Here is a 25,177-nt window from a genome sequence, read left to right as displayed (position 1 = left end):
TCAGCTCCCGAACAGTTCACGAGCGGCGTGGCCGAGGACGGGGTAGACCGCCCCGAGCATCAGCACGACCCACAGACCGACGACGGCCCAGAGCATCTGCTTCTGGTAGCGCGCGCCCTTGATCCAGAAGTCGACGGCGATGACGCGCAGACCGTTGAGCGCGTGGAAGAGGATGGCGGCGACGAGGCCGTACTCCAGCAGCGCGACGATGGGCGTCTTGTACGTGGCCACGACGGTGTCGTAGGCCTCGGGCGACACACGGACGAGTGCGGTGTCCAGCACGTGAACGAACAGGAAGAAGAAAATGAGGACGCCGGTGACTCGGTGAGCCACCCAGGACCACATTCCTTCCCGGCCGCGGTACAGCGTTCCAGCCGGCACGGAAGTTTCCTCCGGGAGCGGGGATTGGGGCCGCGCCGGCTTCAGTGTCGGTCGGGCCCGGCCGGGTACGGTCCACCGGCCCCCAGCATCGTAGCGATGCGCTGCCGCCGGGCTGAGCGGGGGCCCCGCGGTGTGATCAAACTGGCACTCAAAGAGGTACGTGTGGGCTATCGCGGCCAGTGAGGTGGGTGTTTCCGGCCGATTTGCCGGGTGCGCGCCGTCAGTGGCTTGTCGCGCCACGCGGCGGAGCCGCGCATTCACACGGCCCCGCGCCCCTGAGATTTCTCACCAGTCTGCCCCTCGCCAGGCGGCGGAGCTGCTCCGCAGTCACCGCGCGTTCCTCCTCCGGATCGTTGGTCAATCGTGACCGGATGGCTTCCAGGACGTGGTCCAGGGACTCCTCCGGAGGTACGCCGTCCAGGCAGATGACGAACACGTGGCCGAAGCGGGCCTCGTACGCCGCGTGCGCCGCGCTGAGCGCCGTGTGGGCGGCGGAGTAGGTGCCCACCGGGAGGGGCGGCAGGGACTCGGCTGCCAGGGCCTCCGACAAGTCCCCCCAGGTCAGGTCGTACGCCGCCTCGTCCGCCGCGGCCAGCAGGGCGGCCACGTCCGGGTACGGGCGGTGGCCGGCGACGCGGTCGGCCCAGCGGGGGCTGTGCAGACAGGTCAGCAGCATGCGCTGGACGTCCTCGGCGGAGGCGGTGTTGAAGTGCTCCACCGGTATGGCGGTACGGCCGGGGAGGTCGGGGAGGCGGTGCACAGCCAGCGTGGGTCCTCGTGGGCGTCACGTGTGTGTCAGCAGGGGATCTTGTGAGAGGTGTGGTGCCACGTTATCGAGAGTGGACGTGACGTGTCCGACGGATGCCCGAATTTCACCCGCGCGAGAGAGATTCGAAACGCGTGGTGGACGGCCCCCGTCCGCATCGGGCCGTAGGTTGGCGGGGTGAGCCAGCACAGGCGCCGGGTGCCGGCGCAGAAGGAGAAACAGCGGCGGGTGCTGATCGTGGCGGTGGCCGCGGCCCTGGTCGTGGTGTCCGGCGGGGTGAGCCTGGGCCTCTGGGCGTCCTCGGGCGACGACGGCGGCGGGCCCGCGGGTTCGGCGGCGCGGACCTCCGAGGCGCGGTCCGCGGCCACGCCCACCGCGCGGGCACAGTCCCCGAGCCCCAGCCGCTCCTACCCCCTGTCCGCGACGCCCCGCACGATCCCGGCCGTACGGGCGCACACTCCGGCGCGCGGACCGGGCTGGAAGCCGGAGCGCGGAGCCCGCGTGGTCGTGAACGACGCCGACCTGGCCGACGAGGGGCGGCTGATCGCCGGCGAGCTGGGGCTGACGTACGCGGGTGAGAAGGGCGACGTGCGCGCCGGGGACGTCCGGCTGGCGCTGAACGGCGACGAGGGCGCGGACCCGGAGTCGTACACCATGACCGTGCGCGGCGGGCGGGTGAACATCAGCGGGCCCGCCGACGCGGGCGTGTTCTACGGCACCCGCACCCTGAAGCAGGCGGTGCACGGCGGCGGTACGGCGCCGGAGGGTGTGGTGCGCGACGAGCCGGCCAAGCCGGTGCGCGGGTTCATGCTGGACATCGCCCGCAAGCACTTCACGGCCGGCTGGATCGAGGACCGGATCCGGGAATTGGGCGACCTGAAGTTCAACCAGCTCGGGCTGCACTTCTCCGACGACCAGGGGTTCCGGATCGAGTCCGACACGCACCCGGAGGTCGTGTCCAAGGAGCACCTGACCAAGGCGCAGGTCAGGAAGATCGTGCAGCTGGCGGCCAGCCGGCACATCACCGTCGTGCCCGAGATCGACTCGCCCGGGCATCTCGGTGCCGTGATCGCCGCTCACCCCGAGCTCCAGCTGCGCAGCGCGCGGGGCACGGCGGTGCGGGGCGCCATCGACATCTCCAAGGACGACTCCGCCAAGATCGTCGACGACCTGCTCGACGAGTACGCCGGCCTGTTCCCCGGCGGGCAGTGGCACCTGGGCGGCGACGAGTACCAGGCGCTGACGTTCTCCGACCCGGAGGCATCCTTCCCGCAGCTGGCCGCCGCCGCGCGGGAGGCGTACGGCTCCGGCGCGACCGTCGCCGACCTCGCCACCGGCTGGCTCAACGACCGCGCCGACACGGTCCGCGCCCACGACCGCACGCCGCGCGCCTGGAACGACGGCTTCTTCCGCGGCACGTCCGTGCAGGCGGCCGAGGACATCCAGGTCGCCTACTGGACCGGCAAGGAGATCGGCGCCCGGCAGCCGGTGGAGTACCTGAACGCCGGCCGGAAGGTCATCAACTACAACGACGAGTTCCTCTACTACGTGCTCGGGCAGCCGCAGACCTTCGTCTACCCGACCGGGCAGCGGATCTACGAGCAGTGGAACCCGCGGGTCCTGCGCGGCACCACCGCCGTGCCGGCGCGGTACGACGGCCAGATCCTCGGCGGGTCCTTCGCGGTGTGGTGCGACCTCGCGAACTCCCAGACGCAGGAGCAGGTCGCGGCCGGGATCCGGCTGCCGCTGCGGGCGACCGTACAGAAGCTCTGGGATCCGGGGCGGCCGGAGCTGTCCTGGGCGCAGTTCCGCGCGCTGGCGGACCGGCTGGGCTGAGCCGGTACGAGTTGCCCCATACGGCTGCGAACTCCCGTACGACTGTGGTGGTGTTTCGGTGCGAGCGGAACCGAATCGCCGGGGGGAAGCCGGGACATGGGGTACTGGGGGTATTTCGTCGTGGGGCGCGCGGAGCGACCGCTCGCCGAGCTGGACGCGCTGGCGGGGGCCGAGGAGGTGATGACGCTCCGCACCTCGGCGCCCGGCGGGTGGCAGGTCTGGGAGTACCCGAGCAGCGACGGCGACGTCGGGAACATGAACACCCTCGCCCTGGAGACCGGGGCGCCCGCCCTCTTCGGGTACGTGATGGACAGCGACTGCGTGGTGGTCGAGGCGGCGGCGCCTCAGAGCGGGGCGTGGACGACATGTCTGGCGCGGGCCGCGATGGCCGGGTACCTCGGCGCCGACCGGGAGGGGCTCACGCTCGAGGACTACTTCCTGGAACCCCGTGACGCCGCCGGGCGCGCGGTCGAGTGGGCCGCCGAGGCCGGGTTCACCGCGGACGCCGACGCCCTCGTCGAGGTGCTGACCGCCGACCCCGACCCGGTGGCCGAAAACCTCTTCTTCCGGCTGCTCGACCGGCTCGGGGTGGTGCCCGAGTGACACTCCCGGGCCGTCGCACGCAGTAAGGGGAAGTGCGGGCTCCGTTAGGGAGGCGCCCGGTGGAGGCCCGGTGGAGGCCCGCGGTAGGGAGGCGTGGATGAGCCTGGTGGAACTGATCGCACAGGCCGACGAGCGCGGGCTGGCCGTGAGCGGGCTGGCTTGTTTGGATCGGTGTGCGCCCCTGCTGGGCGGTGACGACGAGATCCTGCGGCCCCTGTGGCAGAGCCTCACGGACACCGCCGACGCCGGTGACTGGGGCCGGGGCCTGGAGCAGGCGCGCGGCAAACTGGACGCCTTCGACTCGGCGGACGAGGCCGCGCTGCTCGCCCGCCGGATGCTGGCCGCCGCCCCGGCCGAGCCGTGCGCCGCCGAGGTCCGGGTGTGGGCCGACGCCTGCTCGGTCGCGTCCCTGCAGATCCACCGGATGCTGGACCCCGCCGAGGACGAGGCGGCCTCGGTCGACGCCCGGCGCCAGGGCCGTACGGAGGGCATGTCACCGCTCGTCGCCGCCGAACTGCGCCGTCAGATAACCGTCCTGGAACTCCTCGCCGGGCACGGCGCGGCCGGACTGCGCGGGGCGCTGGAGGTGTCGACGGAGGGGCGGCGGGTGTTGCGCGCGGTCGTGTCGCGCCGCATCCGGAACCGGGGCTGATCGGAACCATGACTGGTCGGAACCATGGCTGGTCGGAAATCGGGGCTGATCGGAACCATGGCTGATCGGAACCGGGGCTGGTCGGAAGCGGGGCTGAGGGGCCGGTGGCCGAGGCGGCCGTCCTGGGCGGGCTCACCGCGCCCGGCCGGCTCAGCGCACCCGCCACTTCACCACCGCGTCGCCGTAGTGCGCCGTCTGCGTGTAGAACGCGGTCAGGTCGCGGTGCGTCGCCGCGAAGACGCCCCGCGCCTTCGGCTCCGCCTCTCTCCCGCCGTACCCCGGCAGCACCTCGTCGCGGGCGAGCCGCCACAGCTCGTCGAAGTCGGCCGAGGTGAGGAAGTCGGCCACGCGGGCCACCTGAGCCGCCGTCAGCAGCAGGAAGGGCGGCAGGTCCGGTTCGAGCGGAGACACCGGCCGGCCGCCGAGCACCACGAGGGTCCGCGGACCCTCGGGCGGGTGAGCACCCGCGTAGAAGCACTCGTAGCGCAGGTGGTCCTTGTCCAGTACCTCCTCCCGGTGCCGGCCGATCCGTTGCCGTACGGCGTCCCAGTCGTCCTGGAACAGCCCTTGCAGCCAGGTCGCGCTGTTGCGCAGCGCCGAGGGCGGCACGGCGCGCAGATGGAGGTACATGCTCATCGGACAGGGCAGCGCACCGGGGCGCGGAATCATCACCCCGCGGTAAACCTCGCAGGTGAAAGAGTCCTGTGACCGTCGTGGGACGGAGCTGGGGCGGTCCTGCACCGGTCCTGGGGACCCCGCCGGAACCGGGTGACGAACGCCCGCCCGGCCACGCTCTTCCGGGTGTGACGACTGTGACGACCCAGCAGGAGACCAGGCCCTCGGCCGCGGCGAAGCCGGTGCGGTGGGCGGCGGACACGGTGGTGGCGATGCGTGAGGGGGCGCGGCTGCGGCTCGACTACTCGGCGCAGAGCCTGTGGAGCGTCGACCGCATGATCGAGGGGATACGGCGGGAGGACACACCGAAAGGCGCCCTGGAGCACGTGCTGCGCGGATTCGGCGCGTACGCCGGTGAGGTGATCGTCCGTGAGACGGGCGGGGAGTGGTGGGCGACGGGCGGCGACCACTGGATCCGCACCCCCGACGGCCGCCTGTGGGACCCCATCGACGAGGCCCGCCGCTGCTTCACCGGGGACGGCTCGCTGCGACTGCTGTGCCGGGACGCGTCGAGCGCGGGGACGACGTCGTAACCGGGTACGGACGGAGCGGACCCCCGGCTCCGTCCGTACCCCGCGGCGCCGCTACGGCGCCAGCACGTCCCCGATGCGGGAGCCGGTCGGTGCCGCGAGCGTCCCCGGGCCGAAGTACAGGCCGCTCGTGGCGATGACGCCGGACGGGCCGCTGTTGAGGGTGAGGACCGTGCCGTCGGAGGCGTTCTCGCCGTCGGAGCCGATGCCGAGGTCGGCATGGCCGTCGCCGGTGAGGTCGGTCACGGCCACCGCCGAGCCGAGCCGGTCGCCCGCCTCCGCCGCGCCCGGCACACCCGCCAGGTCCGTGTGGTACGTCGCGGACACGGAGGAGGAGGTGCCGCTCGCGCCGCCGCGGAAGAGGGTCACCGCGCCCGCGTCGGCCTGTGCGGTGCCGGCGACGGTCAGATCCTCGCCGGGGGCACCCGCCAGCACGTCGGCATAGCCGTCGGCGTCGGTGTCCCCGACGGCCACCGAGGTGCCCAGCCCGTCGCCCGGCTCGGCGTTCGCGCCCTGGGTGAGGACGGTCCCGCCGGTGGTGGCCAGGCCGGTCGCCGAGCCGTGGTGGACGGCTACCTCACCGGCGTCGCCGGCGTTCGGGCGGCCGACCGCCAGGTCCGCGTACCCGTCGCCGTCCAGGTCGCCCGCCGCGAGGGAGCGGCCGCCGGCGCCCGGGAGGACGGTGGGGGTGCCGAGCCCCGCGGCCGAGCCGCGGGCCACGACCAGGGGTGAACCGCCGTCCGTGGTACGGAAGGTGACGGCCAGGTCGGTGTAGCCGTCGCGGTCGAAGTCGCCCGCCGCCGCGTCCGGGGCCTGGACCGGGCCGTCGGCGAGCGCGACGGGCGTGCCCAGGGCGCCGCTCCGGCCGTCGACGAGGTAGGCGCGGGCGCTGCCCGGGGCCACCGCCGCGAGGTCCGCGTCGCCGTCCCCGTCGAAGTCGCCGGACGCCAGGGCCGCGCCGAAGCGCTCCCCGGCCACCCCGGGCGTGACGGAAGCGGCCCTGGGCGCGAGCCCGTTGACGCCGCCGTCGAGCACGGTCACCGCGCCCGCGTCCGTGGCGCCCTCGCCGGGCGCGCCGATCGCCAGGTCCGCGAAGCCGTCGCCCTTCAGGTCGCCGTAGGCGGTGGCGGCGCCGAAGTCGTCGCCGGTCTCCGTGCTGCCCGGCACGCCCGCGCTCTCCTGGGTCACCGCCTGCTTGCCGGCGCCGTACGGGCCGGCGGCCGCGCCCGGCACCACGGTGACCTGGTTGGCGCGCGGGACGCCGACGGCCAGGTCCGCGTGGCCCTCGCGGTTGGCGTCCCCCTGCGGCGCGGGCTCGCTGGTGGTGGAGGCGAGGGCGCGGATCGCGGGCAGGTCGGCGTAGAGGTTCTGGCCGGGGCACTCGGTCGGGTAGCCGTCGCGGTGGCCGGAGATCCGGTTCAGGGTGACCTTCTGACCGGCCGTGAACTTGCCGTTGTCGGCTCCGGCGGTCAGCACCACGGTCCCGGCCGGGTTGATGCCGTACAGGCCGAGCTTCCACGCGGCGACCTTCGCGACGGCCTCGCGGACGGCGGTGTTGACGGTCGCGGTGTTGTAGTCGCCGAGCACCGAGACGCTGCTGGTGCCGGTGTTGAAGCCGTAGGTGTGCGCGCCGAGGACGGGCCTGTCGATGCCGCCCGCGCGGCCCTCGAAGACGGTGCCGCACTTGTCGACGAGGAAGTGGTAGCCGATGTCGTTCCAGCCGTTGCCCTGCACGTGGTAGAGGAAGATCCCGCGGACGATCGACGCGGATTCGGCGCAGGTGTAGTCGTTGGTGCCCGCGGTGTGGTGCACGAACATCGCCTTGGTGTCGGTGGTGTACGTGGGCGGGTCCTGGACCAGCGACTCGTCGGCGCCCCAGCCGGAGCGCGGGGTGACGGCCGGGCGGCCTGCGATGGGGGCACCTCCCTGCTCGAGCGAAGCCGAGAGCTTGGGGGAGGGTTCGGCCGCGGTCGTGCGCATCGCGGTGCGGGTGGCGCTGCCCGTGCCGCCGTCCGGGTCGACCAGTTCGACGCGCAGCCCGGCCGGAAGTCCCTTGCCCGCCACGCGGACCTGGACGCCGTCCGACGGGCCGGTCCACAGCGGCTGCGTGCCGCCGCGCACCCCGGCCCGGTCGTGGTCGGGTCCCGTCTCGGGCGTACGGACGTCGGTGTCCAGGGCGCGCCAGGGGCTCCACTCGCCGGTCTCGGCGGAGCGGGTGCGGACCTCGGCGGTGCCGCCGAGGCGGGCGTCCGGGTCGTCCCAGGTGACGCCGACCATGCGGAACGGCTCGGTGGTGCGCGGCGCTAGCGCCCGCTGCAGCGGATCGCTGCCCGGTACGGCGATGTGGCGGACGGTGCCGGCGGGTTCGGCCTGCGCGGGGGCCGCCAGGCCGAGGGCGCCGAGCGCGAGGGCGGTGGCGACGGCGGTGCGGACGAGGAAGCGCATCAGCCGGTGACCTCTTCCGTGCGCTCGGGCGCGGGCAGTTCACCGGCGCAGGTGGCGCGGCCGTAGGTGCCCGAGGCGGTGGCGCCCTGCACGTACCTGCCACGGATCGTCAGGGCGCAGTTGGCCTCGCCGCCCTTGCCGTCGAGGACGATGTTGACGGCCGGGGACTGGCCGAGCGGCACCTGGACGGTCTTCGTCCAGGGCAGCTCGACGTTCTTCTCGACGGTGGCCCTGCCCTGCTCGCTGCGGGCGAGGTAGCTGACCTCGACGCGGCCCTCGCCGGTGACCTCGTACGTCACGGCGGCGGTGGGCACGTGCCGCTTCGGCCTGTCCTCCTCGCCGAACCCGCCGAGCACACCGGTCAGGACGAGCCCGGCGCAGGCGGGCAGGACCGCGCCGCCGACGAGGAGGGCGCTGCGGTCGCCACCGCCACGCTGCTTTTTCTCCCCCGTCGGGTCCTCGGCCTTCCCGGTCGGGTCCTTGGTTTCGGTAGCTGACATGGCCCTGGCTTTCGTCGTTGTTTCGTCGGCAGGTAATTCGTCATGCGAAATACCTGATGGCGAACCGAGCGGTTATAGCGCATGCGGAACCATCTTTTCCAGCCCTTGGATGAAACGGGCGAAACGACACTCCAAATGCGACCCGATGTCGGACTGTCGGTCGACTGTCCTCTGTGTCGCCGTGCTTGACCTGCACCTTTGTCGGTGTTTAAAGATGCGGATCCTCGTGTCCCCGCACGAGGGTGGCCGGTCGGGAATACCCGCCCGGCGGTTTGGCGTGCCCGAATTCCGGAGCATTCCCGGGCGGGTCGCGCCGTAAACGGAAAGGGTATTGGACGTGAAAGTCCGATACGGGAGACTGATCTCCTGCCTTGTGGTGTCGGCGGTGGTGAGTACGACACTGCCGCAGCTCGCGTACGCCGCGCCCGCGGCCGCGCCGGACGATGACGGCAAGGGCGTCATCGACACGATCGCGGACTGGCTGGGCGGTGACGACGACGAGGACGACGCCAGGCCGCCGGTCGGCGGCAAGCTGGAGATACCCAGCCGGCAGAAGCTGCCGAAGGGCAAGGCCCTGCCGCCCGCCAAGCGGGTCAAGGAGCTGAAGGGCAAGCGCACGGCGACGGCCCGCTACTGGCAGCTGTCCGACGGACGGACCGAGGTCGAGCTTTCGGCCGAGCCGCTGTCGTACCGGGACGGCAAGGTCTGGAAGACCATCGACACGTCGGTGGTCAAGAGCCGGGCCGAGGGCTTCGAGTTCGCCAACACCACCAACTCCGGGCGGAGCTGGTTCGGTGACAGCAGCGACAAGCTCGTCCGGTTCCAGGCGCCCGACGGCCGTGCGGTCACGCTCGGTCTGGCCGGCGCCGACCGGGCGCCGAAGCCGGTCGCCAAGGGCGCCACCGTCACCTACGAGAACGCCGTGGGCGGCGCCGACCTGGAGTACAAGGTCGGCCGCGGCCAGGTGAAGGAGAACATCGTCCTGACCGAGCCCCCCTCAGGCCCGGTCAGCTACACCTTCACCCTCGACACCGACGGGCTGACGCCGAAGGCCCGCAAGGACGGCGCCATCGAGTTGTACGGCGAGCGGCCGCACACCCCGGGGATGGTGATCCCGGCGCCGTACATGACGGACGCCAAGAAGGTCCCGGACTCGCCGACCGGCGGCACGTACTCCACCGCCGTCGGGCAGAAACTCACCCGTGACGGGAAGAACTGGAAGCTGACCGTCACCCCGTCGGCGAAGTGGCTGGCGTGCAAGGACCGCCAGTACCCGGTGCGGATCGACCCGACGATCACCATCGCGCCGAGCCCCTCCAGCGCCCAGGACACCATGGTCCTGTCGGAGTACCCGACGGCCAACTACGCCACCAGCTGGAAGCTGTCCGCGGGCAAGACCAACACGGGCGGCATCTCCCGCTCGCTGATCTACTTCCCGCTCACCGCGATCCCCTCCGGGACGAAGATCGACTCGGCGCGCCTGGAGATGTACTTCGACCAGGTGCACTCCGGGGTCGCCAACAACGTCACCATGGAGGTGCGCCGGGCCACCGGCGCGTGGACCGAGACCGGGGCGAACTGGAGCAACACCTCCGGCCTGGCCGGCGAACTGTCCGGCACCACCGTCCAGATCGACGACGGGGACACCGGCACGGCGGCGGTCGGCGAGTGGCCGCGCGGGACGACCACCGGCGGCGCGGCCGTCGGCGACGACTACGCGTACAACAAGAACACCGCCACCGGCGAGACGTACATCTGGCAGCCGAAGGTCCTCGACACGGCCACCTACCGCGTCGAGGCGCACTTCCCGCCCGCCTCGGACGGTGCCACGGCCGCCCCGTACACGGTCACGCACCGCGACGGCACAGCGAGCCACACCGTCAACCAGAGCGGTACGGCGGCGTCCTGGAAGGCCCTGAGCAGCACCCAGTACCCCTTCAACAAGGGCACGACGGGCAAGGTCGTCCTCGGGGACACCGGCAGCTCGACCACCCGCAACATCGCCGACGCGGTGCGCCTGGTGAACCCGGCGCAGATCGTCAAGAACGCGGGCGAGCACAACCAGTGGCACAACTTCCCCGTCACCGACACCGTGCAGAAGTGGCTGTCGGGCACGGCGACGAACCACGGTTTCGTCATCCAGGCCAAGGACGACACCCTGTCGTCCAGCCCGGTGGGCGGTCCCCGCTACGAGTCCGGTGACGGCGACTACAACAACGAGACCTCCACGATCCCGCGGCTGACCGTCACCTACGGCAAGGTCGGCACCACGCTGAACTCGCCGACCGTGGTGCACGGCACCGGCCCCGAGCTGTCCTGGAAGGCGTACAGCAAGACCACGGGCGACCCGGGCCTGGACATCGTCGAGTACCAGCTGCACCGCTCCACGCAGCAGGCGTTCACGCCATCGGCGGCCACCCTGGTCGCGCCGATCGACAGGACGGCGACGACGTACACCGACACCACCGCCGTGCCCACGCCGGACTCCTCGCTCAACGAGATCGGCAAGTCGTACTTCTACCAACTGGCCGTCAAGACCAAGGACGGGCAGCTGCTCGGCTCGCCGACGCGGACCGTGGGCATCCCCAAGGCCGGCCGGACGATGAAGATCATCCAGGGCTCGCAGGGCGGCGTCACCGACACCACCTTGTCCTCCGCCAAGCCGGACGCCAACTACGGCGCGGGCCTGACCGAGCCGCTCACCAACACCTCGCAGACCTGGCTGGAGGTCGGCAACGACTCGCCGACGTACGGCAAGACACGGGCGCTGCTGAAGTTCCCCACCACCTCGATCCCCAGCACCGCCACGGTCCTGGACTCGAAGATGTACATGTGGGGCGCGGAGACCACCACCGGCTCCGACGGCGCGATCTACGAACTGCGCGCCATGAACCGGGACTTCGACGCCGCCAGCGCCACCTGGAACAAGGCCAGCTCCACCACGGCGTGGACCACGGCCGGCGGTGACGTCTCCTCGACGGTCGCCAGCACGGTGGGCAGCGTCCACGACGTCGGCCGCCACCAGTGGAACGCGACCTCCCTGACGCAGGGCTGGGTGAAGACGCCCGCCAGCAACAAGGGCGTCGCGGTCAAGCTGAAGGACGAGTCGGCCACCGGCCCCCAGGAGCACACCCTGTTCCTGTCGGCCGAGGCCGCCGACCCGCAGCTGCGCCCGTACATCCAGGTCATCTACGTCGACTCGACCACCGAGGACACGTACTACGCCCCGCAGAACCCGGCCCGCATGACCCCGAACTCGACCTACACGGTGGAGTTCACGGTCACCAACACCACGGCCACCGCCTGGGCGGCCGGCGACCGCGAGCTGTCCTACACCTGGAAGCTGCCCGACGGCACGGACGTGACCAACGGCGGCAACCAGGTCGCCACGGCCATCCCGGCCCTGCTGCCGAGCAAGTCCGCGACCATCCAGGCGCAGGTCAAGACGCCGATCAACTCGGACTCGGGCAGCAAGCGCACCGAGTACGTGCTCGGCTGGGACGTCCGCAAGGTCGCCGACGGCACCTGGCTGTCGGCGGGCACGGGCGGCATTCCGCCGCTGAAGCAGAACGTGGCGGTGGAGGACCCGACCTCCAACACGCTGGGGCTGGAGAAGTTCTACTCGTACGCGGGCAAGAACACCGGCGCCGGTTCGTCGCTGATGACCAATGTCGCCTCCGGCAACAGCGTCTGGCAGTACAACGCGATCAACAACCCGGGCCGCGGCCTGAACACCTTCGCCCGGATCGCGTACAACTCGCTGGACACCAGTGACACCGTCCTCGGCCACGGCTGGTCCGCGCAGATCTCCGGCCCGAACCGGCTCGGCGCCCCGCTGGACTTCCACCCGAACCCGAACCCGACCGAGATCAAGCTCCCGGACGGCGACGGCACCACGCACGTCTTCCGCAAGCAGGCGGACGGCTCGTGGAAGGCCCCCGCGGGTGTGCACTTCAAGCTGACGCCGAAGCTCGACCTGGACTGCACGCCGGCCAAGGACCCGGTCCCGGACGCCTGGACGCTCACCCGTCCGGACGGCACACGGTTCCTGTTCGGCTGCGACGGCTATCTGACGTCGGTCGTCGACAACGACGGCAACACGCAGACGTTCACGTACGAGGAGCGCAGGTCCAACAACAAGCCGACCAAGTTCCTGCTCTACGTCACGGACCCGGCCGGCCGCCAGTCGCTCACGATCGACTACTACAAGAAGGGCGACGCGTCCTACTCGTACATCGACGACACGGGCGCGAAGGTCAGCGGCACCAACCTGACCAACTCCAAGATCTACGACCACGTCAAGTCCATCACGGACATCTCGGGTCGCAAGCTCACCTTCTACTACACCGGCAAGGGCCTGCTCGGCCAGGTGATCGACGGCGAGGCGTCCGGCCAGCCGAAGGTCTTCAAGTTCACCTACGACGCCACGCAGGGCAACAAGAACGTCAAGCTCGTCAAGGCCACCGACCCGCGGGGCAACTCCACCGACCTGGCCTACTACGCGCCGCAGGCCGGTGACGACCCCAAGTTCCACTGGTGGAACAAGACGATCACCGACCGGCTGCGGTACACGACCACGTTCGCGTACGCGCCGCACACCTCCAACACGAAGTTCGTCGACACCAAGGTCACCGACGCGGAGAACCACGTCACGACCCATGTGACCGACGACTTCGCCCGTCCGGTGCAGCTGACGAACGCCAAGGCGCAGACCACCAAGCTGGCCTGGGACGCCGACAACAACGTCACGTACCTGGAGGAGGCCAACGGGGCGAAGACGGCGTACTGCTACGACCAGAAGACCGGCTACCCGCTGCGCCAGTGGGACGCCGAGGTCACCAAGGCGTGGACGTCGTTCAACCCGACCGACTACTGCAACCCGTCGACGTACCCGGACAAGGCCACCGCGTACGAGTACCAGACCCGGGTGGACGGCTACGCGGCCGACCTGTGGCGCAAGACCTCACCGCTCGGCAACACCTGGGAGTTCGGGTGAAGCGCCTCCTGGACCACAAGGGAGTGTCGCTGCGTGAGGTGGCAGAGAGGTGGGATGGAGAAGGGAATTCGCGAGGGTAAGCAGATCGCGGCGGACGCGGTGCAGGCCTTGCGTGATTTTCGGGCGGGAGTCGACGGAGCGCAAGTCATTCTGGAGGGACTTCTCCGGGAAATGCGTGAGATCGCCGAATCCGGGGACAGTTCGATGATGGCCAAATTCGGCGAGATCTCGCTCGAATACCAGGTGAGAATGTGAGGCATTCAATGACGGGCGCTCACGAGGAGGGGGCCGGGCTCGCCGCGCGCGTGCGTGCGTGTCTGGAGGCGGCGCAGCAGGACAGGCCCGGGGCTGTGCGCCGACTCGCGGAGCTGCGGCCCGAGTTGGAGGAGGCCGCCGGGGACGGGGACGTCGAGTGTCAGAACGTCCTGGGCGGGGTGCTGCTGGCCTGGGACGAGGATCCGGGTGCTGCGGCTGAATGGTTCCGCAGGGCGGCCGAGGCGGGGCACAACGAGGCACGGCGAACCCTGGGTTATCTGTATGTCGAGGGTGCGGGCGTCGAGAAGGACCTGGCGGTGGCCGAAGGGCTGTTCCGGGCGGCGGCCGACGCGGGTGATGTGATCGCCGCGCACAATCTGGGGGTCTTCCTGCTGGAGGAGGTGCCGGGCGATGTGGCCGAGGCGCAGCGCTGGCTGCGGATGGCGGCCGAGGGGGGTGTCGCGGAGGCCGCGGCCCGGCTCGGTGACGTGTACTCCGAGCGGGACGAGGACAGCGAGGCGCTGCACTGGTACGAGGTCGCGGCCGGACTCGGGCACATCGACGCGATGTTCGCGGTCGGCGAGTGGTGTCGGGACGGCATCGGTACGGACGTCGATCTCGTCCGGTCCGCCCGCTGGTTTCTGCAGATGCTGGACGCCCACCGGATGGAGGGCGTGCACGAGGTCTTCGCACTCGGCGAGCAGGTGACCGACGAGGAGATCCTGGAGGCCGGGCGCCTGGCGGGGAAGAATGCCGAGGCGGAGAAGATCGTGCAGATTCGCGTCCGACGGGCCCGAGAAGAAGACTGACTCGGCCTGGGTGTCAGTTCATGAAGTGATCCGGCCGCGGGGAGACGGGTGACATTGCGGTCCCGGAGGAAAACGTCGAAGACGCGGACGGCGGGGCAGGCGGTCGAAGGGCATTGCTTCTGGAGGCGTGCGTCTTCGATCGCGTCACCCTGCGGGGAACATTGGGGGGAAAGTGGTCACGACTCCTCCCAACCATGCCCTGCCGGGAGAGGTACAGGAGAGGTTCGTGGAGGCGATGCGTGTCGCCTATCAGGAGGTGGAATGGGCGCTCGACATCAGGGAGGCGAAGTTCAGTGACGCGAGCTTCTACTACGTCCCGGGTGAACTGATTCGCGGGGACGAGGAGACGCAGTTCCTGCTGCGGCGGGAGAGTTTTGCAGGGGCGGACCTGTCGGATCTGCCGGTGTATGCGGGTATCGCTGCCGGTCGATTCGGGGTGAGCCCCTGGGACTCGATCGTCGCCGTGGCCCCAGGGCGTTCGAAGAGCTTCGGTCAGGTGCTGTCCGAACTCGATGAGCTCCGCGGGATGGGGCTGGCGGAGTAGCGCTTCCCGGCGGCGCGAGCCGGCGCTGCTTGCGCGGCGAGTGACACGTGCGGGGGTCGCGATCTCGCGACCCCCGCACGTGGTTCCGCCGGCGCGGGCTACGGCGTCAGCGTCTGGCCCAGCCGGCCGTCCGTCGGCGTGCCCAGCGTGGTCTTGCTGTAGATCACGGCGTCGGAGTAGCCGAGGCCCGTGCTGTTGCTCGGCAGGTGCAGCAGGATGCCGTCCGTGCCGTCCTCGCCGTCGGCGCCGAAGGTGAGGTCGGCGCGGCCGTAGCCGGACAGGTCGGTGAGCGACACCGAGGAGCCGAAGCGGTCGCCGGTCTCCGCGGTGCCGGGGACGCCCGAGGTGTCCTGGGAGACGGCGACCGAGCCGGAGCCGGTGAGGCCGGATGAGGTGCCCTTGACCAGGATCGCGTCGCCCGCGTCGGCGTAGTTCACGCCGCTGCGGGCCAGGTCCTCGCCCGGGGCGCCCGCGAGGGCGTCCAGGTAGCCGTCGGCGTTGAAGTCGCCGACCGAGACCGAGGTGCCGAAGGCGTCACCGGACTCGTTACCGCCGGGGACGTACGCCGTGTCCTGGTGGATCGTCGTCATGCCGGTGGTGGTGAAGCCGGTCGACGTGCCCGGGACCATGGTGATCTGGCCGCCGGACTTGCCGCCCGACTCGGAGGCGTACGGCTGGCCGATGACGATGTCGTCGTAGCCGTTGCCGTTGATGTCGCCCGCGGCGATGGAGCGGCCGCCCTTGACGGAGATGACGCCGACCTTGGTCAGGCCGCTCGCGGAGCCCGCGAAGCGCAGCACGCGGCCGATGCCGCCGGTGTCGCGGTAGTTGAGGGCGACGTCCGCGTAGCCGTCGAGGTTGAAGTCGCCGGTCGCGGCGTCCAGGTGGGCGACCGAGGACGTGGCGGTGGTGAGCGTGCCGTACTTGGTGGCGCCGCCGGTCAGCCGGACGTTCCAGTTGCCGCCCTTGCCGGTGCCGGCCGAGAACACGTCCGCCTTGCCGTCGCCGTTGAAGTCGCCGACGGTGACCGTCGAGCCGAGCTTCGCGCCGGCCGCCGTGACGCCCGAGGTGGTGTACGAGAAGCCGGTGGTGAGCGCCGGGCCGTACATCACCGTGACCTGGCCGCGGTCGGTGTTGCCGCTGGTGTCGTCCTCGCCTGGCGAGCCGATCGCGAGGTCGGCGTGACCGTCGCCGTTGACGTCGCCCCAGGCGGTGGCCGTGCCGAAGCCGTCACCGGTCTCGGAGGAGCCGGGCACGCCGGGGCTGTTCTGCGTGAGCGTCACCTTCGCGGCGGTGACGGGGCCGTTGACGCCGCCCGGGACCACCGTCACCGAGTTCGCCTTCGGGGTGCCCGCGACCAGGTCGCTGACGCCGTCCCGGTTGTAGTCGGTGGTGGCCAGGGCGTGCGAGATGCCCGGGGTCTTGGCCAGCGTACGGATGAAGGACAGCTTGCCGTAGAGGGAGACGCCGGGGCAGGCGGTGGCGTTGGTGTCCTTGTGCCCGAACACCCGCGGCAGGGTGATCTGCTGGCCCTCCGGGACCTTGTTGCCGCTGTAGTTCAGCGGGGCCCGCGAGGTCAGCGTGACCTTGCCGGTCGGGTCGATGCCGTACATCCCGAACTTCCAGGCCACGATCCGCGCGATCGCGTCGAGCCCGGCCCGGCTCGGCTTGGCCTTTTCGAAGTTGCCGATGTAGGAGATGCCGACGGTGTCGGTGTTGAAGCCGGCGTCGTGCGCGCCGATCACCGGCAGGTCCATGCCGCCGCTGCGGCCCTCGAAGATCTGGCCGCACTTGTCGACGACGAAGTTGTATCCGAGGTCGAAGTAGCCCTGGCTGAAGTGGGCCTGCTGGATGGAGCGCATCCGGGCCCGGGACTCGGCGCAGGACAGGGTGTTGTCGCTGTCGATGCCGGTGTGGTGGATGACGGCGGCCTTGATCTCCGTGCCGTACTCGGGCGTGCCGTTGTACTTCGTCGACGCGCCCCACTCGGCCTGCGTGATCACCGGCGGCTTGACGACCGTGGAGGGCCGGGGCGCCGGGACCGTGGCGGACGGGGAGGGGGAGGCGGTGCCGGTCGGGGAGGCCGGGTCCGTCGGGGAGGCGGACGTCGACGGGGACGCCGAGGTCGGTGCCGGGTCCCCGGCCGTCGGGGAACCGGTCGGGCCGGCCGTCTCCGTCCCCGTTTCCGTGGCCGTCGCCGTCGGCGACTCGCTCACCGCCGGCGCCGTGGTCTCCGCCGCGAACGCGGCAGGCTCCAGCGGGCCCTGCGGATCGGTGCCCGGGTCCAGCAGCCTGATGTCCATCCCGGCCGGCTGGCCGGCCGCCTCGGTGCCGTCGGCGTTGACGACCCGCACCTCGACGCCGTCGGACGCGCCGGTCCACACCGACTCGGTGCCGCCGCGCAGGGCGGCCCGCTCACCCTCGGCGCCGTCGGCCTGGACCGGCTCGACGGTGACCTTCTGCCAGGCGGACCACTTGCCGGTCTCGATGTCCCGGGTGCGCACCTCGGGCGTGCCCTTGGCCTTCGCCTCGGGGTCGTTCCAGGTCAGCACCACCGCGCTGAACTGCTCGGTGTCCCGCTTCGCCAGGCCCTTGCGGCCCGCGCCGCGGTCCTTGAGCTTCAGCGTGTGGACGGCGGGCTCCCGGCCCTCGGCCTTGGTGCCGGACGGCGCGGACGGACCGGCCATCGCGTACGTCACGACACCCGCACCGCTCAGAAGGACCGCCCCGGCCGTAAGCCAGGCACGGCGCTTGAGACTGAGCGGTTTGTACGCATGGGTCCTGCGAGGACTCAACTACCCCACCCCTAGAGAAGGAACACGGACGCCTCACCTGTCACACAGGCGGCACTCACACAGCGCTGAGGTGTGGCCAAACATCACGCGCCCCCGACCGGGCTCGGCGGCCGTGTATGAGGCTCCACGCGCCGGGCGGGCCGCGGCCCGTGCCCGGAGACGACCGGGACGGTGGCATTCGTCCCGCCGCCCACGCCCCGGCCGACGTTCCAGAAGGCGAAAGGGTTGTACGACTGCTGTGACCCCGCTGTGTGGTCATGAACACATCCATGACCCGTGATGCGGGTGGTTCCGGATGCGCTGGGTCAGCCGGGGGGAGCCGCTGGGAGGACTCTCCCGGCTGACGAAGGGGTGGGGTCCCATGAGCAGGGCGGAGCAACGCGCGGCGCGCGCGGGCGAGATGCGGTCGCACGCGGCGGCCTTCGTGGCACGTGTGACCGCCCGTCACCGGCTGCCGCTGGACTTCTCCGTGGGCAGCCTGCGCGTCGTCGACTTCCTGATCGACGGGCTGCGCAAGGGCGGTGCCGAGGGGGAGCGCGCCCATGGCACGCTCTTCGCGCTCGGCGCGTACGTCGGTGAGGTGCTGGTGCGCCGCGCGGGCGCGGTGTGGGTGGACTTCGACGCCGACCAGCGCGCCTACTTCGGCCAGCTGGTGGGCGTACGGATGCCGGACGGCCGGGTCTGGAACCCGCTCGGCAAGGTCCACAACCGCTTCGAGGCCGGCGGCCCGGAGGAGTCCCTGCAGACCTTCTACCTGACGCTGCACGGCCGGGCTCGCCGGGCCGTGGCGTGAGAAGGCCGGGCGGGGGACGCCGCGCCGCGGCGACGGCCGTTTGCTGCCTGCTGTCCCTGGCGTCGGCCGGGTGTTCCGGCGCCGGAACCGGCCGGGAGGAACCGCCCGGACCGCCGTCCGCGGCGGCGACCGCGCCGAGCCGGCCGGTCGCTCCCGCCGCGCCGCCCGACACCGCCGAGGAGTTCCTCGCCCGCGCCGAGGAGGCGATGGCCCAGGAGAAGGGGTGGACGTTCGCCGTCGAGGGGCGCGAGGGGCTTGTCCTGCGGGGGCAGGCGAACACCGCGACGTACACGGCCACCGTGCACCGGACGACGGACGAGCCGTGGGCGCTCCACTCCACCGGGACCAGCGTCAGCGGCAAGGGAGTTGCCCGGTCCGAGGAGGTCTACGTCGTCGACGGCACGGGGTACGTCAAGGACGGCACCGCCTGGCGGCACGGACCCCTGACCGAGCCCGGGATCGCGGACAAGGTGGAGGACCCGGTCGCCGCGCTCGACGCGTTGCGGACGTACGCCGACGCCGTCCGGCCCGTCGAGTCGGCCGGCCGGCTCGAACTGCGCGTCCGTACGGCACCCGCCGCCCTGCCCGCCGTACGGGGACAGGGCGTCGTACGGAAGGCGCTGCGCGAACTCGCCCCGACCCTCGAGCAGTTGCGCGCGGCCGGGGTCACGGCGCCCGAGAGCCGGATCCGCGTGGAGCGCGCCGAGGAGACGGTCGCCCTGGATCCGGCCACGTACCGGATCACCTCGCACACGTTCCGGTGCGCCTTCCTCATCCCGTACGGCGACCGGACCATCCGCTACAGCCAGGACGTGACGCAGCGGACCGAAGGGAGGTTCACGGGCAGCATCGCGCTGCCGCCGGAAGCGGGCTGACGGTGCCCGGTGTTGCCGCACGGCGTGGGCAAGCCCCGCGCGCTGTGACACTTCTGTGGGGCCTGGCGCTGATCACCGTGGGGACGTGCACGGCCGGCCGTGCCGGACGACGCCGACCCGCCACGAACTCGGTACGGACGAGGAAGGTTCTTGGGCCAGGGAGGAGAACCCCGCCGCGTGCAGGCACACGACGGGGAATTGGGCGCGGCGGTCGCGCGGGCCCAGGAAGGTGACGAGGCCGCTTTCGCGGTCGCGTACCGGCTCGTGCAGCCCGGCCTGCTGGGCTATCTGCGGGGGCTCGTCGGGGAGGACGCGGAGGACGTGGCGTCCGACGCCTGGCTGGAGATCGCCCGGGACCTGGGGCGGTTCAAGGGCGACGGGGCCGGTTTCCGGGGCTGGACGGCGACCATCGCCCGGCACCGGGCGCTGGACCATCTGCGCCGCAGGCGGGTCCGGCCCCGGGCGGCGACGCTCGAACAGGACGTGCTGGAACTGCCCGGGCCGCAGAGCACCCACGAGCAGGCGCTGGAGGCCATGTCCACCGAGTACGCCCTGGAACTGGTCCGCGGGCTGCCCCGTGACCAGGCCGAGGCGGTGCTGCTGCGGGTCGTCGTGGGCCTCGACGGCCCGGCCGCGGCCCGGGTCCTCGGCAAACGGCCGGGCGCGGTGCGGACGGCCGCGTACCGCGGTCTGAAACGCCTGGCCAAACAGCTCGGCGTCGAAAGTGTGACGGATGAGGCTTCCCGGACGCTGGGGGAGTCGAAATGAACAGTGACGGCACAGGCGCCGGGCCGAGCGGGCCGGACAGCCGCGCCGGGCACGGCGGGCAGGGTCGGCCGGTTGGCCGGAACGGATCGGCCGGGCGTGACGGGCACGGCGATCCGGGCGGTCTGAGCAGGCCGTACGGGCTGCGCGGCCTGGACGCGCCGGCTCGGCCGGGTGGCCTGAACGCATCGGTCGGGCAGCGTGGCGTGAACGCGTCGGGCGCGCCGGACGTATGGGGTGAGCCCGAGGGGCCGAGTGGATCGAGCAGGGACGGAAACGGACATGGGTGAACGGCAGAGCGACGGCGGTCTTCCCGGCCGTCGGCGTGTGCACCCTGGCGGGCCCGTGTCCGGCGCCCGGCGGACCACCGGCCCCTACGGCACCGGCTCCGGCTCGCGTCGCACGATCGACACCGCCGACCTGGAGGCGCTCCTCGTCGCCTCCCTGATCCGCGACGGCGTCGACGCCGAGGCCGAGCTGCGGGCCGTGGCGGCGTTCCGGGCCGCCCGGGACGCCGGGGCACCCCAGGAGGCGCGCACCCGGCGCCGGGACGACTGGCGCCCCCGGGAGCGTTGGGCGGGGCGCTCGCTGAAGACGATGCTCTCCGTGCTGGCCGCCAGCCTCACCCTGGGCGGCGTCGCCGTCGCGGCGATCGGCGCGGCGGGCTCCGCCACGGACGACACCGGAGACGACGGAAAGCGCCCGCACCCCGCGACCAGCGCCCCCGGTCGGTCCGCCGGAACCCCCTCCGACGACGGCACCGCCTCCCCGCCGCCGGGCCGCCCGGCCCCCGCCCAGGACACTGAGGCCCACTGCCGCGCCTACGAGCAGGTCGGGTCACGCGGCAAGGCCCTGGACGCGACGGCCTGGCAGCGCCTCGTCGCGGCCGCGGGCGGCGAGAAGAACGTCGCCGCGTACTGCTCCGAGCAACTGGCCCGCGCGGTGGACGGGGCGAAGCCCGGCAAGCCCGACGGGCCGGACAGTCGCCCCGGGAACAGCGACGACGCCGGTGACGCCGCCCGCAACGGCTCCGGCGGCACGCAGAACGGATCCGGCCGCACGGACAGCGATGCCGGCGGCGACAGCGGCGCCGACGGCACCGGAAACTCCGGCAGCGGCGCGGACGGTGCGGGAAGTGGCGCGGACACCGGCAGCGGCACCGGCGCCGGCAGCGGCGCGGACAACGGTCAGGGCAAGCCCGCCCAGCCCAACGGCAAGAACCAGTAGCGCGACCCTGTTTTCCCAGGACGCTGTCCCCCGACGTGGAACCCCGGCGTCATCCCGGCACCAGGCTCAGCGGTTCCCGCCTGCGCCGCTGTGGCAACGGCCGGGGCCGCCACCCCCCACAGGAGAGGCCCCGGCCGTCGCGCGGACGGGCCGCGCGGCGGCCCGTACTTCCTACAGCGCCGCGCGTGCGTTTTGTGTCACACCCAGCGCGTCACGGGTTGGTTGCATCCTGTACCGACATGGACGAGGAGCGGTTTCAGGTCGTAACGTGCCTTTCGCGCCGGGCCACGGAGGACAGACGACCACAGCAACCACTCACGGCCTTGAGACCGCAACCATCAATCGAGAAACCACAACGGCGAGAACCCGGTCCGCGCGAGCGGCGCCGGTCGAGGCGCAGAAGGGCGCGCGCGGTGCTGGGGGACGACGCGGAGCTGACCGCCGCGGTGCGTGCGGCACAGGATGGGGACGAGACCGCGTTCCGGACTGTGTACCGCGCTGTGCACCCGCGGTTGCTCGGATACGTACGGACACTGGTCGGTGACCCCGACGCCGAGGACGTCACGTCCGAGGCCTGGCTGCAGATCGCCCGTGACCTGGAGCGGTTCAGCGGCGACGCCGACCGGTTCCGCGGCTGGGCCGCCCGCATCGCCCGCAATCGCGCCCTGGACCACATACGGATGCGCGGCCGCCGCCCCGCGATCGGCGGCGACGAGACCGAGCTGACCGGCCGGGCCGCCGAGTCCGACACCGCGGGTGAGGCCATCGAGGCGCTGGCCACCGACGGCACGTTCTCCCTCATAGCCCGGCTGCCGCAGGACCAGGCCGAGGCCGTCGTGCTGCGCGTGGTCGTGGGGCTCGACGCGAAGACCGCCGCCGAGACGCTCGGCAAGCGGCCCGGCGCCGTCCGCACGGCGGCACACCGCGGTCTGAAGCGGCTCGCCGAACTGCTCGGCGAGAACCCGGAGGCGGATCCGGAATCGGCCGGAGTGCTCGACGCCCTGCCGCCCCAGCGAGAACCGCGCCGCCGTGCGGTGACGTCCGCGAGTGTGACGCCTACGCGCACGCGGACGCAGAAGGACATGTGATGGCCGACGAGCAGTACAGGTGGCTGGACCGCGAAACGGCGGAGCGTTTGCTGAGCGGAGAGCCACCGGAAGCTGTCGACCCCGCCGCCCGCGACCGGGCCGAACGGCTCGCCAAGATGCTCGGCGCGCTCTCCACGCCACCGCCGCTGACCAGTGAGGAACTCCCCGGTGAGGCGGCCGCGCTGGCGGCCTTCCGCAAGGCGCGCGCGGAGCGCGGCGACGCGGAGCTGCCCGCCGGCCGACGCTCCGCCGCCCAGGCCTCCCACGCCGGGCTGGTCCGGCTCGGCGGCCCCGCCGGTGCCGCCCGGCGCCCCCGCTGGGCGCGTCCCGCGCGCCTCGGGCTGGCCGCCGCGCTGGCCGTCGGCATGGTCGGCGGTGTGGCGGTCGCGGCCGGAACCGGAGTCCTGCCCGCGCCGTTCGGAGGCGGCGAGCCGGACCCCGCCGCCTCGGTCTCGGCCGCCGTGACACCCCCCGAGCGCTCGCTTCCGTCGCCCCCGCCGAGCGGCTCCCCGCAGGGCGAGTCCACGCCGGGCGGCCCGTCGAGCGACCCCTCCAGCGGCATCGCCGGGGGCTCCGGCCGGGACGGGGCGAGCGGCGGTACGACCCCGAAGCCCGGCGCCGACCTGGGCGCCGACGACCCCGGCGCCCATCCCGGCGACCAGTGGAAGGGGGACAAGGCGGCCTGCCGCGACATCCGCGACGGCAAGGCGCTCGACCCCGGCCGCAAGCGTGCCCTGGAGGGCGTCGCGGGCGGTCCCGCCCGGGTCTGGACGTACTGCAGGGGCGTCCTGTCCGCGACCGACGGCGGCTCCCCGAAGGACAAGGACACCGGCAAGGACACCGGCCAGGGCACGAGCAAGGGCGGCGACAAGGGCAAGGGCGCCGTCAGTGGCCAGGGCGAGCAGGGCGGCAAGGACGGCGACGACGCGGGCGACACGGTCCCGGGCGGCCACCGCGACGGCGCCCTCGCGCCCTCGGCCCGGCCCCAGACCCTGCTGCCGAAGAAGGCGACGACCTTCCCGGACGCGTCGCCCAGCCCCATCTACAGCGCCCTCTGATCCCCGCCGGGGGCATCGGCGGCACCCTGTTTCATGGCCGCTGACCTGCGGTTTCGTGATCCGTAGAAATTTCTTCGCCGAGGGTGTGACGTTTTCGGCCGCCCCGGCGCAGTAATGAGTGAGCCGACTGGTCATCGGCCGTCGCACAGAGCCGGGGTTCCCCCCGTACCCACGGCTCGTGCACCTGGCGCGGGCGGGACACGTTCCCCCGGTCCCGCCCGCGCCCCGCATCTCTCCCCTCGCCCCTCGCGGCGCGGATCTCACCAGTGGACGACGACCTTGTCGCCGTTCCTCACCTGCGCGTACAGCTGAGCGATCGCCGCCTCGTCCCCCACGTTGACGCAGCCGTGCGAGGCACCGGCATAACCGCGGGCGGCGAAGTCGTGACTGAAATGCACCGCCTGGCCGCCGCTGAAGAACATCGCGTACGGCATGGACGAGTCGTAGAGCGTCGACCAGTGGTTCCGGGACTTCCAGTAGACGTGGAACACGCCCTCCCGGGTCGGCGTGTACTGCGCGCCGAAGCGGACCGCCATCGTCGACACCGTCCGCCCGTCGACCATCCAGCGCAACGTCCGGCTCGACTTGCTGATGCACAGCACCCGGCCGGACAGACAGCGTGGGTCGGGCGCGTCGGCCGGCTGGCCGCCCATCAGGTACAGCTCCCACCTGCCCGGCTTCTGCGTCATGTCCAGCAGCCGCCGCCAGGTGACCGTGTCGGTCTCGCCGGTCCGCGGCAGCCCGCGCTTGCCCTGGAACCCCTCGACCGCCTTCTCGGTCAGCTCGTCGTACGTCCCGGTCGGCCCGTGGAAGAGCCAGGCGACCTGACGCAGCCGGGCCTGCAGCTCGCGGACGTCACGGCCTGTGTCGCCGCGGGACCACAGCACCGGGGCCGGGGCGGGGGCCTGTGCGGGCGGGTCCTGTGCGGGCGGCGCGGCACGCGGGCTGTCCGGCTGCTTGTCGTCGGAGGTCCGGGGCGGGGCCGGTGTCCCGCTCGGAATGTCGATGTGCACCGGCGACCGGCGCCTGCCGTCCTCGCCGGCGGGCTGCACCGTACAGCCGGTCACCGCGGCCAGCGCCGCAAGGACGGCGATCGCTCTCCCCCTGCCCGTGGTATGCATACCGCCCCCCGTTCGTCTCACCGGCGCTCCCGGGTGTCACCGGACATGTTCCCCGGGCGGGCCCGCCGGTGAACCGGGCCAGGCCACGAACCGGTCGGGCCACGAAAAGGTCGGGCCACGAACCGGTCCGGCCGTGAAACGGTCCGGCCGTGAACCACTGGCCGCATTGCGGGCGACCCGTGCCACGGTGGAGGCTGTGAGCGAGGTCCCAACGCGGCTGTGAGCAAGGTCCCAGCGTGCGCCTCTCCACCGGGTGCACGCCCACCGCTACAGTCCGTCGAAGGGTCGGTCTGTACTGGCGGGTAACTGGCGAGGAACCAGCAAGCAACTCGAGCAACTGCTCAGCGGGAGGCATCACACCATGGCGCGCGAGTCGGAGTCCGGTCTGCCCATCGAGCCGGTCTACGGGCCGGAGGCTCTGGAGGGCTGGGACCCGGCCGAGAAGCTGGGTGAGCCGGGCGCG

21 protein-coding genes are annotated in these 25,177 nt (G+C 72.1%); 14 read left to right on the top strand and 7 right to left on the bottom strand.

What is annotated here, in order from left to right:
* Positions 1-381 carry a succinate dehydrogenase, cytochrome b556 subunit gene (sdhC, locus tag ACYVMZ_RS14970; protein ID WP_461079638.1) on the bottom strand — a complete coding sequence of 127 codons (381 nt, stop codon included), beginning with the start codon at positions 379-381 and terminating at the stop codon, positions 1-3.
* Between the two features lie 220 nt (positions 382-601).
* On the bottom strand, positions 602-1,141 hold the full coding sequence (locus ACYVMZ_RS14965; protein WP_461079636.1) for a 2-oxo-4-hydroxy-4-carboxy-5-ureidoimidazoline decarboxylase: 540 nt from the start codon (positions 1,139-1,141) through the stop codon (positions 602-604).
* 234 nt (positions 1,142-1,375) lie between these two features.
* Between ACYVMZ_RS14965 and ACYVMZ_RS14960 the strand changes: the two genes are divergently transcribed.
* From ACYVMZ_RS14960 to ACYVMZ_RS14950, 3 genes are all read left to right on the top strand, one after another.
* A complete protein-coding gene (locus ACYVMZ_RS14960) occupies positions 1,376-2,983 on the top strand; it encodes a beta-N-acetylhexosaminidase (protein WP_461080042.1) in 1,608 nt (535 codons plus the stop codon).
* A gap of 96 nt (positions 2,984-3,079) precedes the next feature.
* Entirely contained in the window at positions 3,080-3,586 is a 507-nt protein-coding gene (locus ACYVMZ_RS14955) for a hypothetical protein (RefSeq protein ID WP_461079634.1), read from the top strand.
* Between the two features lie 97 nt (positions 3,587-3,683).
* Positions 3,684-4,238, top strand: a complete 555-nt coding sequence (locus tag ACYVMZ_RS14950) for a hypothetical protein (RefSeq protein ID WP_461079632.1) — start codon at positions 3,684-3,686, stop codon at positions 4,236-4,238.
* A gap of 150 nt (positions 4,239-4,388) precedes the next feature.
* Here ACYVMZ_RS14950 and ACYVMZ_RS14945 read toward each other — a convergent pair whose 3' ends face one another.
* Positions 4,389-4,874, bottom strand: a complete 486-nt coding sequence (locus tag ACYVMZ_RS14945) for a DUF1877 family protein (protein WP_461079630.1) — start codon at positions 4,872-4,874, stop codon at positions 4,389-4,391.
* Between the two features lie 176 nt (positions 4,875-5,050).
* Between ACYVMZ_RS14945 and ACYVMZ_RS14940 the strand changes: the two genes are divergently transcribed.
* Positions 5,051-5,446, top strand: coding sequence for a hypothetical protein (locus ACYVMZ_RS14940; protein ID WP_461080040.1), 396 nt, complete (start codon positions 5,051-5,053; stop codon positions 5,444-5,446).
* Positions 5,447-5,497: 51 nt separating this feature from the next.
* Here the strand turns inward: ACYVMZ_RS14940 and ACYVMZ_RS14935 are convergent, their stop codons facing one another.
* On the bottom strand, positions 5,498-7,888 hold the full coding sequence (locus ACYVMZ_RS14935) for an FG-GAP-like repeat-containing protein (RefSeq protein ID WP_461079628.1): 2,391 nt from the start codon (positions 7,886-7,888) through the stop codon (positions 5,498-5,500).
* Entirely contained in the window at positions 7,888-8,388 is a 501-nt protein-coding gene (locus tag ACYVMZ_RS14930) for an MmpS family transport accessory protein (RefSeq protein WP_461079626.1), read from the bottom strand. Before ACYVMZ_RS14930 ends, ACYVMZ_RS14935 begins: the two co-directional genes overlap by 1 nt.
* Before the next feature lie 1,333 nt (positions 8,389-9,721).
* Between ACYVMZ_RS14930 and ACYVMZ_RS14925 the strand changes: the two genes are divergently transcribed.
* The 4 genes from ACYVMZ_RS14925 to ACYVMZ_RS14910 all read left to right on the top strand — a co-directional run bounded on the left by ACYVMZ_RS14925 (position 9,722) and on the right by ACYVMZ_RS14910 (position 14,992).
* The gene (locus ACYVMZ_RS14925) at positions 9,722-13,384 is read left to right on the top strand and encodes a DNRLRE domain-containing protein (RefSeq protein ID WP_461080038.1); all 3,663 of its coding nucleotides are present in this window, start codon (positions 9,722-9,724) and stop codon (positions 13,382-13,384) included.
* Positions 13,385-13,438: 54 nt separating this feature from the next.
* The gene (locus tag ACYVMZ_RS14920; RefSeq protein ID WP_461079625.1) at positions 13,439-13,639 is read left to right on the top strand and encodes a hypothetical protein; all 201 of its coding nucleotides are present in this window, start codon (positions 13,439-13,441) and stop codon (positions 13,637-13,639) included.
* Positions 13,640-13,647: 8 nt separating this feature from the next.
* Positions 13,648-14,448, top strand: coding sequence for a tetratricopeptide repeat protein (locus tag ACYVMZ_RS14915; protein WP_461079623.1), 801 nt, complete (start codon positions 13,648-13,650; stop codon positions 14,446-14,448).
* Between the two features lie 226 nt (positions 14,449-14,674).
* Positions 14,675-14,992 (top strand): hypothetical protein, encoded by a 318-nt coding sequence (locus tag ACYVMZ_RS14910; protein ID WP_461079622.1) that lies wholly within the window; start codon positions 14,675-14,677, stop codon positions 14,990-14,992.
* A 98-nt stretch (positions 14,993-15,090) separates the two neighbouring features.
* On the opposite strand, the gene ACYVMZ_RS14905 is transcribed toward ACYVMZ_RS14910, so the two are convergent.
* Positions 15,091-17,679 carry an FG-GAP-like repeat-containing protein gene (locus ACYVMZ_RS14905; protein ID WP_461080036.1) on the bottom strand — a complete coding sequence of 863 codons (2,589 nt, stop codon included), beginning with the start codon at positions 17,677-17,679 and terminating at the stop codon, positions 15,091-15,093.
* Positions 17,680-18,148: 469 nt separating this feature from the next.
* On the opposite strand from ACYVMZ_RS14905, the gene ACYVMZ_RS14900 reads away from it, so the two are divergent.
* The 6 genes from ACYVMZ_RS14900 (at position 18,149) to ACYVMZ_RS14875 (ending at position 23,593) form a co-directional block, all read left to right on the top strand.
* Positions 18,149-18,580 carry a hypothetical protein gene (locus ACYVMZ_RS14900; protein ID WP_461079620.1) on the top strand — a complete coding sequence of 144 codons (432 nt, stop codon included), beginning with the start codon at positions 18,149-18,151 and terminating at the stop codon, positions 18,578-18,580.
* A complete protein-coding gene (locus ACYVMZ_RS14895; protein ID WP_461079618.1) occupies positions 18,577-19,455 on the top strand; it encodes a hypothetical protein in 879 nt (292 codons plus the stop codon). Before ACYVMZ_RS14900 ends, ACYVMZ_RS14895 begins: the two co-directional genes overlap by 4 nt.
* Before the next feature lie 150 nt (positions 19,456-19,605).
* Positions 19,606-20,223, top strand: coding sequence for an RNA polymerase sigma factor (locus ACYVMZ_RS14890; protein WP_461079616.1), 618 nt, complete (start codon positions 19,606-19,608; stop codon positions 20,221-20,223).
* 279 nt (positions 20,224-20,502) lie between these two features.
* Complete coding sequence (locus ACYVMZ_RS14885) at positions 20,503-21,447, top strand: hypothetical protein (protein ID WP_461079614.1); 945 nt, start codon at positions 20,503-20,505, stop codon at positions 21,445-21,447.
* A gap of 413 nt (positions 21,448-21,860) precedes the next feature.
* Positions 21,861-22,535 (top strand): RNA polymerase sigma factor, encoded by a 675-nt coding sequence (locus tag ACYVMZ_RS14880; protein WP_461079612.1) that lies wholly within the window; start codon positions 21,861-21,863, stop codon positions 22,533-22,535.
* Complete coding sequence (locus ACYVMZ_RS14875; RefSeq protein ID WP_461079610.1) at positions 22,535-23,593, top strand: hypothetical protein; 1,059 nt, start codon at positions 22,535-22,537, stop codon at positions 23,591-23,593. The genes ACYVMZ_RS14880 and ACYVMZ_RS14875 overlap by 1 nt, the downstream gene beginning before the upstream one ends.
* Positions 23,594-23,853: 260 nt before the next feature.
* Here the strand turns inward: ACYVMZ_RS14875 and ACYVMZ_RS14870 are convergent, their stop codons facing one another.
* Positions 23,854-24,714 carry a L,D-transpeptidase family protein gene (locus tag ACYVMZ_RS14870; protein ID WP_461079608.1) on the bottom strand — a complete coding sequence of 287 codons (861 nt, stop codon included), beginning with the start codon at positions 24,712-24,714 and terminating at the stop codon, positions 23,854-23,856.
* Between the last annotated feature and the right edge of the window lie 463 nt (positions 24,715-25,177).

It is taken from the genome of Streptomyces deserti (genome assembly GCF_054782695.1).
This window is presented reverse-complemented; position numbering and strand designations above follow the sequence as displayed.